Source organism: Pseudomonas sp. B22129 (genome assembly GCF_044218875.1).
Taxonomy (GTDB): domain Bacteria; phylum Pseudomonadota; class Gammaproteobacteria; order Pseudomonadales; family Pseudomonadaceae; genus Aquipseudomonas.
On sequence record NZ_CP162592.1, the window covers coordinates 4,874,633 to 4,889,985 of the forward strand.

At 60.3% G+C, this 15,353-nt stretch carries 13 protein-coding genes; 3 read left to right on the plus strand and 10 right to left on the minus strand.

All coding sequences use genetic code 11. The features are described 5' to 3' along the window. The 5 genes from AB4P94_RS22495 to AB4P94_RS22515 all read right to left on the minus strand — a co-directional run bounded on the left by AB4P94_RS22495 (position 1) and on the right by AB4P94_RS22515 (position 6,487). Entirely contained in the window at positions 1–1,314 is a 1,314-nt protein-coding gene (locus AB4P94_RS22495; protein ID WP_395607524.1) for an HlyD family type I secretion periplasmic adaptor subunit, read from the minus strand. Then, positions 1,311–3,062: a type I secretion system permease/ATPase gene (locus AB4P94_RS22500; protein ID WP_395607525.1), complete on the minus strand. Its 1,752-nt coding sequence runs from the start codon at positions 3,060–3,062 to the stop codon at positions 1,311–1,313. Before AB4P94_RS22500 ends, AB4P94_RS22495 begins: the two co-directional genes overlap by 4 nt. 103 nt (positions 3,063–3,165) lie before the next feature. Further along, positions 3,166–3,534, minus strand: coding sequence for a protease inhibitor Inh/omp19 family protein (locus AB4P94_RS22505; protein ID WP_395607526.1), 369 nt, complete (start codon positions 3,532–3,534; stop codon positions 3,166–3,168). A gap of 48 nt (positions 3,535–3,582) precedes the next feature. Continuing rightward, positions 3,583–5,016, minus strand: a complete 1,434-nt coding sequence (locus tag AB4P94_RS22510; RefSeq protein ID WP_395607527.1) for a serralysin family metalloprotease — start codon at positions 5,014–5,016, stop codon at positions 3,583–3,585. 367 nt (positions 5,017–5,383) lie between these two features. After that, the gene (locus AB4P94_RS22515; protein WP_395607528.1) at positions 5,384–6,487 is read right to left on the minus strand and encodes a P1 family peptidase; all 1,104 of its coding nucleotides are present in this window, start codon (positions 6,485–6,487) and stop codon (positions 5,384–5,386) included. Between the two features lie 144 nt (positions 6,488–6,631). On the opposite strand from AB4P94_RS22515, the gene AB4P94_RS22520 reads away from it, so the two are divergent. Continuing rightward, on the plus strand, positions 6,632–7,417 hold the full coding sequence (locus tag AB4P94_RS22520) for a response regulator transcription factor (RefSeq protein ID WP_395607529.1): 786 nt from the start codon (positions 6,632–6,634) through the stop codon (positions 7,415–7,417). Between the two features lie 118 nt (positions 7,418–7,535). Here the strand turns inward: AB4P94_RS22520 and AB4P94_RS22525 are convergent, their stop codons facing one another. The 4 genes from AB4P94_RS22525 to AB4P94_RS22540 are packed head-to-tail and all read right to left on the minus strand — an operon-like array spanning position 7,536 to position 11,308. Further along, the gene (locus AB4P94_RS22525) at positions 7,536–8,615 is read right to left on the minus strand and encodes a polyamine ABC transporter substrate-binding protein (protein WP_177018638.1); all 1,080 of its coding nucleotides are present in this window, start codon (positions 8,613–8,615) and stop codon (positions 7,536–7,538) included. Positions 8,616–8,675: 60 nt separating this feature from the next. Continuing rightward, positions 8,676–9,017, minus strand: coding sequence for a cupin domain-containing protein (locus tag AB4P94_RS22530; RefSeq protein WP_395607530.1), 342 nt, complete (start codon positions 9,015–9,017; stop codon positions 8,676–8,678). A 26-nt stretch (positions 9,018–9,043) separates the two neighbouring features. After that, on the minus strand, positions 9,044–10,450 hold the full coding sequence (locus AB4P94_RS22535) for an NAD(P)/FAD-dependent oxidoreductase (protein WP_395607531.1): 1,407 nt from the start codon (positions 10,448–10,450) through the stop codon (positions 9,044–9,046). A gap of 48 nt (positions 10,451–10,498) precedes the next feature. Continuing rightward, positions 10,499–11,308, minus strand: coding sequence for a helix-turn-helix domain-containing protein (locus AB4P94_RS22540; protein WP_395607532.1), 810 nt, complete (start codon positions 11,306–11,308; stop codon positions 10,499–10,501). 255 nt (positions 11,309–11,563) lie between these two features. Between AB4P94_RS22540 and AB4P94_RS22545 the strand changes: the two genes are divergently transcribed. Further along, positions 11,564–11,836, plus strand: coding sequence for a DUF1652 domain-containing protein (locus tag AB4P94_RS22545; RefSeq protein ID WP_395607533.1), 273 nt, complete (start codon positions 11,564–11,566; stop codon positions 11,834–11,836). A gap of 155 nt (positions 11,837–11,991) precedes the next feature. On the opposite strand, the gene AB4P94_RS22550 is transcribed toward AB4P94_RS22545, so the two are convergent. After that, positions 11,992–14,439 carry a UvrD-helicase domain-containing protein gene (locus tag AB4P94_RS22550; protein ID WP_395607534.1) on the minus strand — a complete coding sequence of 816 codons (2,448 nt, stop codon included), beginning with the start codon at positions 14,437–14,439 and terminating at the stop codon, positions 11,992–11,994. A 218-nt stretch (positions 14,440–14,657) separates the two neighbouring features. Here AB4P94_RS22550 and AB4P94_RS22555 point away from each other — a divergent pair, with 218 nt between their 5' ends. After that, on the plus strand, positions 14,658–15,353 hold the full coding sequence (locus AB4P94_RS22555; protein WP_395607535.1) for a pirin family protein: 696 nt from the start codon (positions 14,658–14,660) through the stop codon (positions 15,351–15,353).

Consider the following 15,353-nt stretch of genomic DNA (forward strand, 5'->3'; position numbering starts at 1 on the left):
TCATTCCTCAGTCAACGCAGAGCCGGCGCGATCGAGCAGCGGCTTGAACAGGTAATTGAGCAACGAGCGCTCGCCGGTGCGCACGAACATCTCGGCAGGCATGCCCGGCTTGATCACCAGACCGTGAAGTTTGGCCAGCGCCTCTTCGCTGACACTGGTGCGCAGCACGTAATACGGCTGGCCGGTCTTTTCATCGAGCATCTGGTCGGCGGAGATCAGGCTGACTTCCCCCGGCACGCGCGGGGTGCGGCTCTGGTTGAAGGCGGTAAACAGAATGTCCACCGGCAAATGCGTGCCCACCTTGTCCACCAAGTGCACGGGCAAGTGCCCTTCCACCTCAAGGCGCGTGCCTTGGGGCACGATTTCCAGCAGGGTTTCCCCGGCGCGCACCACGGCACCTTCGGTGTGCACGCCCAGGTTGACCGCGATGCCGTCAGCCGGTGCGTTGATCTCGCTGTGTTGCAGGTCGAACCCGGCCGACGTCAGTTGTTGTTCCAGGGTCAGGCTGCGCAGTTGCGCGTCAGCCAATTGGCTGCGCACTTCCTTTTGATATTCCTCACTGTGCTGCTGCAGCTTCAGACGCGATTCAAGAATGCCCTGCTCCACACGGCCACTTTCGCCTGCGTTCTGTGCCAGATCCTGTTGCACCTGAGACAGTTGACGCTGGTAGTCGAGCAAGCGGTTACGCGGGATATAGCCGTTGTCGGCCAAGGGTTGCAGGTTGGCCAGTTGGTCGCGCAGGGATTGGGCCTGAGCGGTCAGGTCGGTGCGGGCACGCCGCATACCGCCCAGTTGCGAGGTGGCCCCTTCGATATTCGCGCGAATCCCGGCCTGCTCACGGGCAAACGCTTCGCGGCGGCTGCTGAACAGTTGACGTTGCCCTTCAAGCACCAACGCCAGCGCCGGATCAGGATTGGCGCTCAGTTCTGCGGGAAAGGTCACCGCCGATTGGTTGTCACGTTCACTCTGCCAGCGCGCCACGCTGGCCCAGGCCATGCGGTACTGGGCTTGCAGGGATTGCACGTCGGCCTGGTTCCGGGTCTGGTCGAGGCGGAACAGCGGCTGGCCTTGCTTTACCAGCTCGCCCTCCTTCACCAGAATCCGGCTGACCACGCCGGGGCTGAGGGTTTGCACGGCCTTGCGCTTGCCCGACACCACCACCGTGCCTTGCACCGGGATGCCTTGGTCCAGCGGGGCCAGGCTGGCCCAGAGGAAGAAACCGCCAGCGCCAACTACTGTCAGCAACCAGCCCATTTTCACGAAAAAACCGGCGTCACGTTCTTTAACACGAGGTTCAACAGTAAGGCTGCTCATGCGCCTGGGTTCCTTCCGGCTTGGTACTGACGACTGAAACTCACCCCGGTTTTTTCCTTGGGTGCTTCCTGCTGGCCCGACAAGGCGCGCAGCACTTCCTGGCTCGGGCCGAATGCCTGCAGGCGCCCTTCATTGAGCACCGCCAACTTGTCGGCCTGGGCCAACGCCGAGGAACGGTGGGTGACCAGCACCACACTGCTGCCCTGGGCTTTCATCTGCACAATGGCACTGGCCAATGCGGCTTCGCCGACCGTGTCGAGGTTGGAATTGGGTTCATCGAGCACAATCAAACGCGGCGCGCCGTAGAGGGCGCGGGCCAGAGCAACGCGCTGTTTCTGGCCTCCGGACAGGCCGCCGCCGTTGTCGCCCAGCACGGTGTCGTAGCCTTGGGGCAAGCGCAGGATCAGTTCGTGCACGCCGGCTTGTTGTGCGGCCTGCACCACCCGTGCCGGGTCAGCGTCGCGAAAACGCGCGATGTTGTCGGCGATGCTGCCGCTGAACAGTTCGATGTCTTGTGGCAAGTAGCCGATGTGCGGGCCAAGGTCGTCGCGGTCCCAGCGATGGATGTCAGCACCATCCAGCCGTACGGTGCCGGCCAGGGTTGGCCACACACCGACCAGCACGCGGGCCAGGGTGGATTTGCCGGAGCCGGACGCGCCCAGCACGCCGAGTACTTCGCCTGCGCCAAGATGGAAGCTGACCTGATGCAACGTCGCCATCCGCCGCCCCGGCGGGCCCGCGCTGACTTGCTCGAAGCTCACCTGGCCTTTGGGCGCCGGCAAGGCCATCTGCTCGGCCTGGGGCGGGAACTCGCGCAGCAACTCATCGAGGCGCTGGTAGGCCAGCTTGGCCGAACTCCACTGCTTCCACACCGCAATCAACTGGTCGATGGGGCTGAGCACGCGGCCCATCAGGATGGAGCCGGCGATCATCATCCCGGCGGTCATGTCGCCTTTGATCACCAGCAAAGCGCCCAGGCCCAACACCAACGATTGCAGGCACAGGCGCAGGCTTTTGCTCAGCGAAGTGATGACCGAGCCGGTGTCGCTGGCCTTGTTCTGCAAGCCGAGGAATTGCGAATGCACAGCGAACCAGCGTTTGCGCAGCGCACCCAGCATGCCCATGGCCTGGATCGTCTCGGCATTGTGCAAATGGCTGGTGGCCAACTGGGTCGACTGCTGGGAAAACCCGCTGGCCTCGCCCAAGGGCTTTTTGGTCAGGTATTCATTGAGGCACGCCAGCGCGATCAATAGCACCGCGCCCGCCGTGGCCAGTACGCCCAGCCACACGTTGAACAGGAAAATCACGAACAGATAGATGGGAAACCACGGCGCGTCGAAAAACGCGAACAGCGCGGGCCCGGTGATGAACTGGCGGATATGGGTCAGGTCGCCCAGGGATTGCCCGGCGTGGCCTTGCCCACTTTTCAAGTTGCGTTCAAAGGCGGCCTTGTACACGCGCAAGTTGAAGCGTCGCTCCAACTGGCTGCCGATACGGATCACGATAAAACTGCGCACCACTTCCAGCGTGCCGATAAACGCGAAGAAGCCCACGACCATCAGCGTCAACATCACCAGGGTGGTTTCATTCTGGGAGGACAGCACGCGGTCATACACTTGCAGCATGTAAATCGACGGCACCAGCATCAACACGTTAATCAAGGCGGTAAAACAACCGACGCTGATCAAAATACTCTTGTATTCACCCAACGCCCTGAATAAGGGCGCAACCGCATGGGACTTCGCCATAGTGTTAGATCTTCCCTGGAGCGAATAATGCGCAATAGTTGCCCTGCCCCCTGAATCGGGGACGGCCAACTAATCAATCAAGCTATATGCCTATAACTTTTTATTAGTGAGTGCGTTGCAATGTCACTTCCGTGCCCGACGGTGTGCGCCCGGTGTATTCACCTTCTTTCTGGCGGTTCAAATGGGTAATGCCAGTGCCTTCGGCATTCATCAGCCAGATGCCATCCGGGGTAGGTGACCAACTCAGGGGTTTGTCGCCCAGCCATTGTTCGGCGCATGCCACATCACCGGCCAAAGCATTGGCCTGTTCCAGCAGGTCCAGCGCGCAAACCTGATCCTGTTGCTTCAACTCCCAGTGCCCGGCCAATTGGGCGGTGCTGGGTAACACGAGACTGCTCGCCATTGCTTGGGCTCCTGCCGACACGAACAACACCTGCGACACACAGGCGATCAAATGGGAAAAACGCGGCATTTCAGGCTCCGTCCTGGAACGCGGCGCCGAAGCGCCGCGCGTTTTACATCACGCCACGATGTCGCTGGCGACGGCCTGGCCGACGGTGGTGACGAGGAAATCCGCCACGCCGTGACCCGAGAAGTCGACAGCCAAGGTGCCCAGGTTGGTCCCCGAGGCGTAGCTCAGCACAGCATCGCCGGCATGCCCGGTGAACGCATTGACGAAGCTCAAGCCTGCACCTTTGGTGATACCGGACAGGTCGATCTTGTCCGAACCTGAGGTGAAGTCAAAGATCTTGTCGGCCGCGCCCGGACGCGAGTCGGAACTGGCACCGTACACGAAGGTGTCGTTGCCCGCGCCGCCCCACAGCTGGTCCGCCCCGCCACCGCCGTAGATGATGTCGTTGCCGGCACCGCCTTTGATGATGTTGACGGCGTTGTTGCCGATGATCAGGTCATTGCCCGAACCACCGAACGCATTCTCCACGGTCACGCCCTTGGCGATGGACACGTTGCCCACCAGGCCGCCAACGTCGGAGAACGAGCCTTCAGTGAGGTTGATCTTCTGGTTCTGGGTAAAGCCGGAGAAGTCCAGGGTGTCGTTGCCGCCACCGTCCCATACCGAGAACACCAGCTTGTCGGCATTGGATGTGGCGCTGTAGAAATCACGCCCGGTGTTGGAGTTGAACCCGTAGGTGGTGTCGCCGGCGCGGGTGTTGTAGTTGGCGCCGTAGAGCTTCTGGATCGCGGCAATGTCGTCGATCAGCGGGCCCGACGCGTAAGCCTCGACGCCGCCTTTGCTGAAGTTCTGGTTGGTGTTGCTTTCGCTCCAGTAACTCATGACGCTGTAGCCACGCGTGTCCTGTCCATAGTCCGCGTCTTTGTAGGTCGGGTTGCCGGTCCCGGCGTTGTAGTCGCCAGGGTGCGCCAGGCCCAGGGTGTGGCCGATTTCGTGGGTCAGGGTCTGACGGCCGTAGTTGTTCACGTCCGGCGTCTTGTTGACCGTGTAGCTGCTGTTGGTCAGGTACCACGAGGTGCCGTCGTAGCCTGCGCCGGTGCCGGGCAGGTAGGCGAAGGCCGCTGCACCGGCCTGGCCGCCGCTGTAGTTGGCGAAGGTCATGTGCGTATCGCCGCCCGACGCGCTTTCGGTAAAGCTCACGTTGGCGACATCCGACCAGGATTGCATGGCCAGTACGGCCTGTGCTTTCTGCTGGGCGTTGAACTGGCTGAACCCGGAGATGCCATGTTTGTTCATGGTTGCCGTGGTAGCCGAGGTGAGGAAGGTGTAAGTCAGATCGATCTTGCCGTTGTGGTTCACATCTTTGTACGAGGCGCCATCACGCAGCAGGTGGTCCGCTGCCTGGTCCACCGTCCAGGACGGTTTACCATTGACCGTGAGGTTACCGCCACGGTCGTAGAGATGGCTAAAGCTATCGATTTGCGAGTAAGCAGTGCTGGCTTGCGCGGCAGATACAATAGCTTTGTCTTTTACTTTTGACATAAACGTACTTCCTTGTTTGCAAGTGCATCAGTCTTTGTTCGACAGGAACCTCGCGGGCGAGATAGTCCTATCACTCGCCTCTTTTGAAGGCGTATCGAAACTGACACAACTTGAAATCTTTCGTCTACAAATATTTCCGCACTGAAAATGTGACGTAGATTCAACTTGAGGAAGTGCTGCACAGCGTTTATTGGGGGCGATTGCCTTTGCCCGGTAAAATTCCCCACGGTGATATTTAAATATTAAATAGCAGTAAAGCCGCCCAACTCTGGCGGCACTGTTAAATAATGGATCCAATATATTGTCACGGTGTCATTGGCAACATTAAAGAGCCACTACTTAAACTATTAATTAGAGTTGCCCCCTATTACCGGGACACGCGCCAGCCTGATGTGTGCAGTGCGTCCAATAATGTTTCGCCGGCCAAACCTGGCACCTTGATGCCCTCGTCCGTGGTCATATCCTCCCCGGCCAGCAGCGCATTGATGATCGCCTCCTCCACGGCCTCTGCTGCGGCACTGAACAAGGGTGAAATGTGGTCGTTGTTGACCATCTGCACTGCGCTGTTCAGCGGCAGGTTCTTGCGCCCGTAATCGGCGGGCGGCAAGTCTCGATTGCCGGTGGCGAATACCAGGAACAGGTCACCGCTGGAGTCCTCGGTACCGCCGCCTGTGCGTGCGATGCCAATGGATGCGCGCTGCGCCAGGCGCCGGCACTGGTGCGGCAACAACGGTGCGTCGGTCGCGATGATCACCACAATCGAGCCCATGCCTGGCGTGCCCCGCGCAGCGAAAGGCGATGCAATGCCCGCCAACTGGCGGCCGACCGGGTAACCGTCCACGCGCAGTTCCTGACGCTTGCCATGGTTGGCCTGCACCAGCGCGCCGACAGTCCAGCCGCCCTGCTCCGCCGGCAGCCGGCGTGATGAAGTGCCGATGCCGCCCTTGAACTCGTGGCAGATCATGCCGGTGCCGCCGCCCACCGCACCTTCCTCGACCGGGCCGGCTTTGGCGTCATCCAGCGCCTGGCGCACATGCTCGGGTTTTACGTGCTGGCCCCAGATGTCGTTGAGCGTACCGTCGTAGGTTTCCATGACCACCGGCATGCACCAATACACCGCCGGGTCCGCCAGGCGCTCGCGCTCCAGGGCCACCAGGGTATCGCGCACGATGCCGATGCTGTGGGTGTTGGTGATCGCAATGGGCGTCGTCAGTAGCCCGGCCTCGCCTATCCACTCAAGGCCGGTGGCATCGCCGTTGCCATTGAGCACGTGATACCCGGCGAAGCACGGTTGCTGCCGCGCCTCGCCCTCGCGCGGCTGAATCAAGGTAACCCCGGTACGCACCTGCTTGCCGTCGACGCACGCCTTGAGCGTGCTGTGGCCGACCCGGACACCCGGAACGTCGGTGATGGCATTCAATTCACCGGGCGTCCCCAGCCCCAACGTGATACCCCATTGCCTGGCGCGCATAACCACTCCTCGAAGGTCGCTCAAATGAGGCGACGTTACTGCCCGGGCGCTGAACAGCCAATGCCCCTATTGGCGTACTCCCCTTGACGATAGCGGGTAAAAGCCGAACCCTTGGCCGGTCTTTTGAAGGTAGGAGCCTGTTACATGAGCCTGTTCAAAGAGGTCGGCATGCACGCAGGCCTGGGCCGCACTGTTGCGCATATCGGCACTGAGCGGTTCTGGAAGCAACTGGTGCTGTTGCTGAACCAATGCCTGCCTTTCGATAATGCCCTGGCGATTTTCTATCCCCTGGACGGCCAACCTCTGCCCCTTGAGGAGTATGACGCGCAGCCCGGCAGTAAACCGGCGTCGATGCCGGTGTACCTCGATGGCCTGTATGTGCTCGACCCCTTTTACCAGGCCTGCCGCGAGGGGTACGCCAGCGGCCTGTACCGCCTGGAGGAAGTCGCCCCGGACCATTTCCGGCACAGTGATTACTTCCTCAGCTACTTCCACGACAACGTGCTGGAAGACGAGGTGCAATTCATTCTGCAATTGCCGGGTGCGGGAACCTTGTCATTGTCACTGGGCATGCAACGCCGGTTCAGCGTTGAAGAAACCGGCTTGATGACCCTGCTGGCGGCGTGGGTGCTGCCGTTGATGCAACTGCATTGGCAGCAGCGTACCCAACAGGTTCCGGCCATGAGCAGCCAGATACGCGACGCGCTGAGCCAATTCGGCTGCGGCGTGCTCTCGGAGCGCGAACTGGAAGTCGCCCGCCTGGTGCTGCGCGGGTTCTCCTCCAAGGCCATGGCCGAGCGCTTGAAGATCTCGCCGGACACCGTGAAGGTGCACCGGCGACATCTGTACGCCAAGCTGGATATTTCGTCACAGCCGGAGCTGTTTTCGCTGTTTATCCAGTCGTTGGGGCATGATCTGCAAAACCCGTGATTCGTGGGTTGATGCTGTCCCCTGTGGGAGCGGGCTCGCCCGCGATAGCGGTGTATCAGCCACCACACAGGCCAGCTGGCATACCGCTATCGCCGGCAAGCCAGCTCCCACATTTTTTTCAGCGCCCGGTCCGAATGGTGTTCCACACCCGCGTACGAATCCGGTCGATGTTCAGCGGCATGGCTTCCAGCGCGAACAGCTTGCCCATCATCTCCGGGCTCGGATACACCTTGGTGTCCGCCTTGATCGCCGGGTCTACCAGGCTGTCTGCGGCGCTGTTGCCATTGGCGTAGTGCACGTAGTTGGTGATGCTCGCCATCACTTCCGGGCGCAGCAGGTAGTTCATGAACGCGTAGCCGGCTTTTTCATCCGGGGCATCGGCGGGCATGGCCACCATGTCGAACCAGATCGCGGCACCTTCCTTGGGAATGTTGTAGCCGATGTTCACACCATTCTTGGCTTCCTTGGCACGGCTTTCGGCCTGCAGGATATCGCCGGAGAAACCGACGGCCACGCAGATGTCGCCATTGGCCAGGTCAGCGGTGTATTTGGAGGAGTGAAAGTAGGCCACATACGGCCGCACTTTCATCAGCAGGTCTTCGGCTTTCTTGTAGTCCTCAGCCTTTTTGCTGTGGTGCGGCAGGCCCAGGTAGTTGAGCGCGGCGGGCAGCAGCTCCGGGCCGTTATCGAGGATCGCCACGCCGCATTTCTGCAACTTGGCCATGTTCTCGGGCTTGAAGATCAGGTCCCAGGAATCCACCGGCGCGTTGTCGCCCAATACGGCCTTGACCTTGTCAATGTTGTAGCCGATGCCGGTACTGCCCCACAGGTAAGGGAAACCGTGTGCATTGCCCGGGTCGTTGTTTTCCAGGGCCTTGAGCAGCACCGGGTTGAGGTTCTTCCAGTTGGGCAACTGGCTCTTGTCGAGCTTCTTCAAGGCGCCGCCCTGAATCTGCCGGGCCATGAAGTGGTTGGACGGAAACACCACGTCGTAACCGGATTTGCCGGTCATCAACTTGCCGTCCAGGGTTTCGTTGCTGTCGTACACGTCGTAAGTGAAACCGATGCCGGTTTCTTTCTGGAAGTTCTTGGTGGTGTCCGGCGCGATGTAGTCCGACCAGTTGTAGATCTTCACCGTCTCGGCGGCCTGGCTGATAGAGGCCACCAACATCAAGGGCAACAGGGCAATGGCTTTCATGGTTCGATTTCCTGGCGGTTTTAGGGCTGTTTTTATGGCAGGCGATCAAGGATCAAAGCGTTACAGAATCAGTACGTAGGTTTTGCGCACGGTTTCCTGGATATCCCAGATACCGGTGCTGTTGGCCGGCAACATCAGTGCATCGCCGGCTTCTATGTGAACCACTTCACCGGTGTCGGGGGTGAAGGTGCAGCGGCCCTGGATAAAGTGGCAGAACTCCTGGGATTTGATTTGCCGGCGCCAGCGGCCCGGGGTGCATTCCCAGATACCGGTTTCAACACCGTCAGTGCGCTCGACACTCAAGGTCGATGCAACGGCGACCGGCTCACCGAGGGGCACGGCCACGGGTGACGAGTCCGGCAGGTGGGCGTTCAGCGTGTCTTTGAATTGAGTGATGCTCATGGGTTTTCCCGTGTGAGTGAAACAAGTCAATGCATGAAACCTTCCATGAACCCGGCCACGCCGGTCGCCAGCTTGCGGCGCCAAGGGGCGGTGTTGGGGTCTGCCAACACCTGGTCTTCATGGACAAAGCTGCGAATGATCGCGTTATAGCCCAGCCAGCGGCACGGCTCGGGTTCCCAGGCCTTGAGCGCGTCCAGGCCGCGTTCACGGATGACCCAGGGTTGGGTGGTCAACGGAGTGTCGAGGCCGAGGATCAAGTCGGCCAGGGTGCGGCCGCCCAGGTTGGTGGCACCCACGCCCTCCCCGCCATAGCCACCGGACAACGCGATGCCGGTCTTGTGGTCACACAGCATGTGCGGCCGGAAATTGCGCGACATGCCGAGATTGCCGCCCCAGGAATGGGTAATCCTGACCTTCTTGAGTTGTGGGAAGAGTTCGCCGAACAGGTAGCGGCGCAGTTCTACTTCGCTGGCGGTCAGATCAAAGTCATGGCGCAATCGGCCAGCGAACTGATACCCGCCGCGAGCGCCGAACACCAGGCGGTTGTCTGCCGAACGCTGGCCGTAGGTGACCTGCCGGCTGCTTTCACCAAAAGCCTGGCCATGGCTCAGGCCGATTTCATCCCAGGTGCTTGCGGGCAGCGGTTCAGTGGCGACGATCAGACTTTGTACCGGCAACTGATAACGGCCCAACGGCGGCAGCGTAGTGGCGTAGCCTTCGACGGCAGGCACCACCCAGGCGGCGCGAACGCTGGCTTTGGCCGTGCGCAGGCTGCCGGATTGCCAACGGGTGACCGGGCTGTTTTCGTAGATCGCGACACCCATGCTCTCCACCACCCGCGCCAGCCCCCGCACCAACTTGGCCGGGTTGATGGTTGCGACATGGGGTGCATAGATACCGCCATAAGGCCTGGCGATGCGGATCTGCTCAGCCAACTGTTGCGGGCTCAGCCAGCGATAATCGTCTTCGGTGAGGCCCTGGGCGTGAAGTTTGTCCAGGTAGCGGCGCAGGCTGCCTTCCTGCTCGGGGTAACGCGCGGCGCAATACAGGGCACCGCCTTTGCGGTAGTCGCATTCGATGCCTTCACGGGCCAGCACTTGGGCGACTTCATCGGGAATGCCATGTAACAGGTCATATGAGGCCCGGCGCTGCTCGGGGTTGAGCCCGGCCAGCAAACGGTCTTCGCCCAGCAGGTTGCCCATCAGCCAGCCGCCGTTACGCCCGGAGGCACCGAAGCCGGCAGTCTGTGCCTCGATGATCGCGATTTTCAGCTCGGGTGCCTGGCGCTTCAGGTAATACGCCGTCCACAAACCGGTGTAACCCGCACCGACAATGGCCACGTTGACGTCCACGTCATGTTCCAAGGCCGGCCGCGCCAGCAGCGGGTCGTCCAACTGGTCCATCCATAAACTGATGTTGCGCCATGCCGGCATGCCAAGCTCCCAACCCGATTTCGATAGGCTGGATCCTAGTGCGCGCCGTCAGCGGCTGTCTTGCGCGCGTGCACGCAGGGAAATTTGTTTGACGTAGGCCTTGGGCGACTGGCCCGTGTGCTGGCGGAACGCGCTATAGAATGCAGACAGGGAATTGAAGCCGGCGGCGAAGGCCAGGTCGTCGACTTTGATCGGCGGCAACGCCTTGTCCAGTGCGGCGAGCAAATGCTGGAGCCGGGCCTGGTTGACGTAGCGATAGAAGCTCTGCCCCAACACCTGGTTCAACAGATAGGAAATCTGGTTGCGGCTGTAGCCACACTCCTTGGCCACCCGCTGCAGGTCCAGCTCCGGGTCGAGGTAAGGTTGCTTGAGCTGGAAATACTGCTGCAGATCATTGGCCATATGCCCCAATTGCTGGGGCGACAGGCCCAGGCGGCTGACCGTAGGGCGCGTCGCCTGGGCCGGCTGCTCATGCACCAGCGAGGCATATTCGTTGACACGCCAGATCAGCCCGTCGCGCACAGTGATGGCTTCGCTGGTGCGAAACGACACCAGCCCCTGGCCGCCGCGCAAGGTGATGCGGTACTGGATAAAGGCGGTATCACCGTCGGCGCGAATGCGGTCTGTGTGTTCGATCGCCTCGTCGGCGCCCCGGGGCATGCTGGCTTGCAGGTACTCGCGCAGCTCGGCGTAACCCACCACACGGTTCTGGAAGAAATCGTGATACTGGATATCGGGGTGGTAATAGGACATCACGCCGTCCAGGTCGCGATGGCGCCAGCACAGGTGATGACGCAAGACCAGCTCGCCGGTGGCTTGGGAGTGTTGGCAATCATCGGCCGGGGCGATGTCTGGCATGTAAGACTCTGAGACGGATAAACGGCTGAGATTGCCGAATTTTACCGGCACCTTCAATGGCCAATCGGGACTTCTGACTAATGGCCTTTTGCCTAACTTTTAACAGGGCATGACTCACATCAAGTTATCGGAAAAGAACTGCCGAACGGAATGAAAAAACTCACCTTGGGCTTGCGAACGGATGCTATTTTGACTTTCTTCGATGCCAAGACCAGTGAAGGTCATGGCCCTGCCGCGAGCTAAAGGAAGCGCTCAATGAAACAGGTGGGCAACATGAACAAAGTGACGTTCCCCAACGCTTGCCAGCTGATGCGCTGGCATTTTCATCCGATGGGCTTCGAGGGGAGCATGGATGCCCCCGGCAGCATGATCGCCCGTCTGTTTGACCGTGCCAGCGGGGAGACGTTGATCGCCATCGCCGGTATCCCCTGCGCGACGGTGATGAACGCCGCCGATGTGGAGCGGATCATCGAGGCGGTTGAGGATGAATTGGAAAGCTTTGTGCCGCCGCTGTCGTTGCGGGCCTGAGCGCCCCGCAACTCCCAGGGAAACACCGCTTTTTGTGGGAGCTGGCTTGCCTGCGATACAGGCACCTCGGTGTATCCGCTTCACCTCAGTGATGCCATCGCAGGCAAGCCAGCTCCCACAAAAGCCTGTGCCCACACAGGCAAAGCGTTTGGGTTCTAGCGGCGCTGATCATCAAAAAACGCTTTTTTCCCGTCAACCCGCTCCGACGCCCGGGGCACATTCACGCCCTGACCCTCCGGCTTTTCCACATACCAATAGCAGTGGCTTACGGCCCGGGTAATACCGACATAGGCGAGACGCAGCACCTCGTCTTTTTGCGCGGTGTCATACGGCTCGCTGTCGCCGTCATTGCCCAGGCCGGCCATACGATAGACCTGGTTCTTGTAAGGCGAGCTGGTGACGTGTTGGCAATCCCCAAGCAGAAAAACCGCGTCCGCTTGCAAGCCCTTGGCGCTGTGATACGTCAGTTGCTTCAGCCGGCGAGACGCTGGCGGCAAGCTAGAATCTGCATTAACTACGGATTGAATATGCTCCTGAATCAATAACTTATCGCTACTTTTTCGATAAAGCATTAACACCGTCTGGCCTTTCTGATAATGCTCAAGCAGCCTACGACCCAGCGCCGACTCATCACGCTCGAGCACCGCCACTGGCACCAATGCCTTGGGTTCACCACTGGCCTTGGCTTTTTTGCCGGGGATCGCAGGCGCAGCACGCACGATATGCTCGGCAGCGTCGATGATGTGCTGATGGCTGCGGTAATTCTCAGCCAGCATCACGCGGGTGGTGCTCGGCGACACAAACTCCTTGTTGAACGCCATAAAGTACTTGGGCGAACTGCCGCGCCAGCCATAGATGGACTGCCAATCATCCCCCACACAGAGCAAGGATGAGCGCTGTGCACCGCGGCCCACATGCATGGCCGGGCCACGGCTGCGGATTTCGCGAAGGCTGGCGCGAATCCACGAGACAATCTGCGGCGACACGTCCTGGAATTCGTCGATCATCAGGTGCGACATCGGCCGCAGCAAAGGGTCGCTGAGCAACTTGAGGTTTTCCGGGGTGTTTTCGCCGAACAACGAGAACATACGGTTGTAAGTCATGACCGGTGGCGACTGGTCGAGCAGGTGGTCTTCCAGGGCTTTCCAGAAAATGCTCAGGGCTTCAAAGAAGAAGCGGTCCGGGTCATCCTTGGCGAACGTCATCTGGCCCACGGCGGTGGGCACATCCAGCCCGAGGTTTTCGATAAAGCCCGCAGCCGTGACGAAACTGTCCAGCAACGGCGCCGACGCGAGCTCGCCCTTGACCTTGTAATCAAAGCCGGGCCCGGCTGCTGCATCGCCAGCCAGGCTGCTCAAAAGGCGCTTTGATGATTCGTAACTATCTATCCATATCAATGGTTTACGACAGAAAGCTTGAAACAAGGTGCGCTTTACCGCCCACTCTGCACGTACCGACAGCTTTGAATTGGGACGGCTGATTTGCGCGTTTTCCCGCGGATCGAAACCCAGCACCACCCAGGCGTCCAGCTCCGGGATATAGCCGTGGCAATGGAACTGCGCGCCATTGATCTCGAAGGTCTGGCGGCTCGGCTCAATGCCCTTGATCGGCCAGGCGCCGGCGCGAAACCACAGGTCCTCGATCACATCGCAGAGTTCTTCGTCGCGCTTGGCCGCCAGTTCAGTCACCGCAATGCGTTTTTGCACATCCGGATGGTCGCGCTCCAGCTCCTTGAGCTGCAGGCCATGGCGCGCCAACGGCACGATCAATTCACGGAACCGCTCATGGCGGGCATGCAAGCGGTGATAGCAGGCGTTCATCTGCTGGCGCTGGGCATCACTGATGCGCAGGTCAAACGGGTTGCTGTCGGCGTCTTCGAACCCGCTGCTGAGGTTTTCAAAGGCCTGCAATCGTTCAAAGCCTGGCAGGCTGCGGACCATCGGCAGAATGCGCGAGTGAAAGGTGCGCACCACGGCCTGGGCTTCTTTGATTCCAAGGGGTTGGCCCCACAGGCCGAGAATCTCCATGAGCTTGTTGATGAAATCCTTGCGCGACTCACGGGTGAAGGTCACCACCGTCATCGAGCTGAGTTCGAAACCCAGGTAATGGGTCAGCAGCAGGATTCGTAGCACCAGCGAGGTGGACTTGCCCGCGCCGGCACCGGCAATCACTGAGGTCGAGGGGGTGTCGCTGAAGATCATCTTCCATTGCGCGGCGCTCGGCTGTGCCTGTGCCGGCAGCAAACGCGCCACGTCAGCCTTCATGCGTTTTTTCATGTCGCTGGTCAGCGGCAGGCGCCAGTCGTCGAACAGGCTGTCATCCACGCCCGGCGCGCGGTGCTCGTCGGGGCGGAAGTCGCGAATCAGCAACACTTGTCGGCCTTCCTCGATACCGTCCGCCTTGCCCTCACGATAGCCATACTCCACGCCCGCTTCGTGGCCACTGCGAAAACCGTCGGCCTGCCCGTGCAACCAGGAAAACCTGTGCTGCGCACGCAAACGGGTCAAGCCGTGACCAAACAAACGGGCAGCCAAGCGTTTCAACAGCGGCATTTCTGCCAGGGGAAGCAGTTCGGGGGGCAGATCAGGCTTTTGTTGCGGCACGCGGACTCCAGCGATGAGGATGGTTTTGGCGAATGCGCCATGGTCGCCGGAATCGGCGCTGAGTTCCAGCCAATTACTTTCACATCATACAGTTAGGCGATGAAGTGAAAGTCAAAGCGCCACTTATCAATCGAAATAATGGATAAGAATACGGCAGGTTTTGCGCTTTTTATCGATCATCCACTGCTGGATCATGGCTCCATCCACAGGAGACGATCATGCTTGAACTTCGACCTTTCAACACCCTGGGCGGCGCCCACCACGGCTGGCTTGACGCCCATCATCATTTTTCCTTCGCCGAGTACCACGACCCCAAGCGCCTGCACTGGGGCAACCTGCGGGTATGGAATGACGACATCATCGCCCCCGGCACCGGCTTTCCACAGCACCCGCACCGCGATATGGAAATCATCACCTACGTGCGCGAAGGAGCTATCAGCCATGCCGATAACCTGGGCAACAAAGGCCGTACCGAGGCTGGTGATGTACAGGTGATGAGCGCGGGCACCGGAATTGCCCACAGCGAATACAACCTGGAAGCCACGCCGACCAAGATCTTCCAGATCTGGATTATCCCGAATGAAGCCGGTTTGCCGCCTTCCTGGGGTGCCAAGCCGTTCCCGAAAGGTGAGCGAGAGGGCTTTGTGACGCTGGCCAGCGGCAAGGCCGGCGACAGCGAAAGCCTGCGCATTCGAGCCGATGCGCGCCTGGTGGCGGCCAACCTGAAAGCCGGGGAAAGTGCCGAGTATCGGCTGGACAGCGGGCGCCGCGCGTATCTGGTACCCGCGACGGGGGTGATCGAGGTCAATGGCTTGCGTGCGCAAGCTCGAGACGGTGTGGCAGTTGAGGATGAGCAGGTGTTGCGGGTGACGGCGATTGAGGACAGCGAAATTGTCTTGGTCGACCTGGCCTGA

Bases quoted from the DNA above. Each gene is read 5' to 3' on its own strand.
- AB4P94_RS22495 (WP_395607524.1), bottom strand. From the start codon at position 1,314: ATGAGCAGCCTTACTGTTGAACCTCGTGTTAAAGAACGTGACGCCGGT.
- AB4P94_RS22500 (WP_395607525.1), bottom strand. From the start codon at position 3,062: ATGGCGAAGTCCCATGCGGTTGCGCCCTTATTCAGGGCGTTGGGTGAA.
- AB4P94_RS22505 (WP_395607526.1), bottom strand. From the start codon at position 3,534: ATGCCGCGTTTTTCCCATTTGATCGCCTGTGTGTCGCAGGTGTTGTTC.
- AB4P94_RS22510 (WP_395607527.1), bottom strand. From the start codon at position 5,016: ATGTCAAAAGTAAAAGACAAAGCTATTGTATCTGCCGCGCAAGCCAGC.
- AB4P94_RS22515 (WP_395607528.1), bottom strand. From the start codon at position 6,487: ATGCGCGCCAGGCAATGGGGTATCACGTTGGGGCTGGGGACGCCCGGT.
- AB4P94_RS22520 (WP_395607529.1), top strand. From the start codon at position 6,632: ATGAGCCTGTTCAAAGAGGTCGGCATGCACGCAGGCCTGGGCCGCACT.
- AB4P94_RS22525 (WP_177018638.1), bottom strand. From the start codon at position 8,615: ATGAAAGCCATTGCCCTGTTGCCCTTGATGTTGGTGGCCTCTATCAGC.
- AB4P94_RS22530 (WP_395607530.1), bottom strand. From the start codon at position 9,017: ATGAGCATCACTCAATTCAAAGACACGCTGAACGCCCACCTGCCGGAC.
- AB4P94_RS22535 (WP_395607531.1), bottom strand. From the start codon at position 10,450: ATGCCGGCATGGCGCAACATCAGTTTATGGATGGACCAGTTGGACGAC.
- AB4P94_RS22540 (WP_395607532.1), bottom strand. From the start codon at position 11,308: ATGCCAGACATCGCCCCGGCCGATGATTGCCAACACTCCCAAGCCACC.
- AB4P94_RS22545 (WP_395607533.1), top strand. From the start codon at position 11,564: ATGAAACAGGTGGGCAACATGAACAAAGTGACGTTCCCCAACGCTTGC.
- AB4P94_RS22555 (WP_395607535.1), top strand. From the start codon at position 14,658: ATGCTTGAACTTCGACCTTTCAACACCCTGGGCGGCGCCCACCACGGC.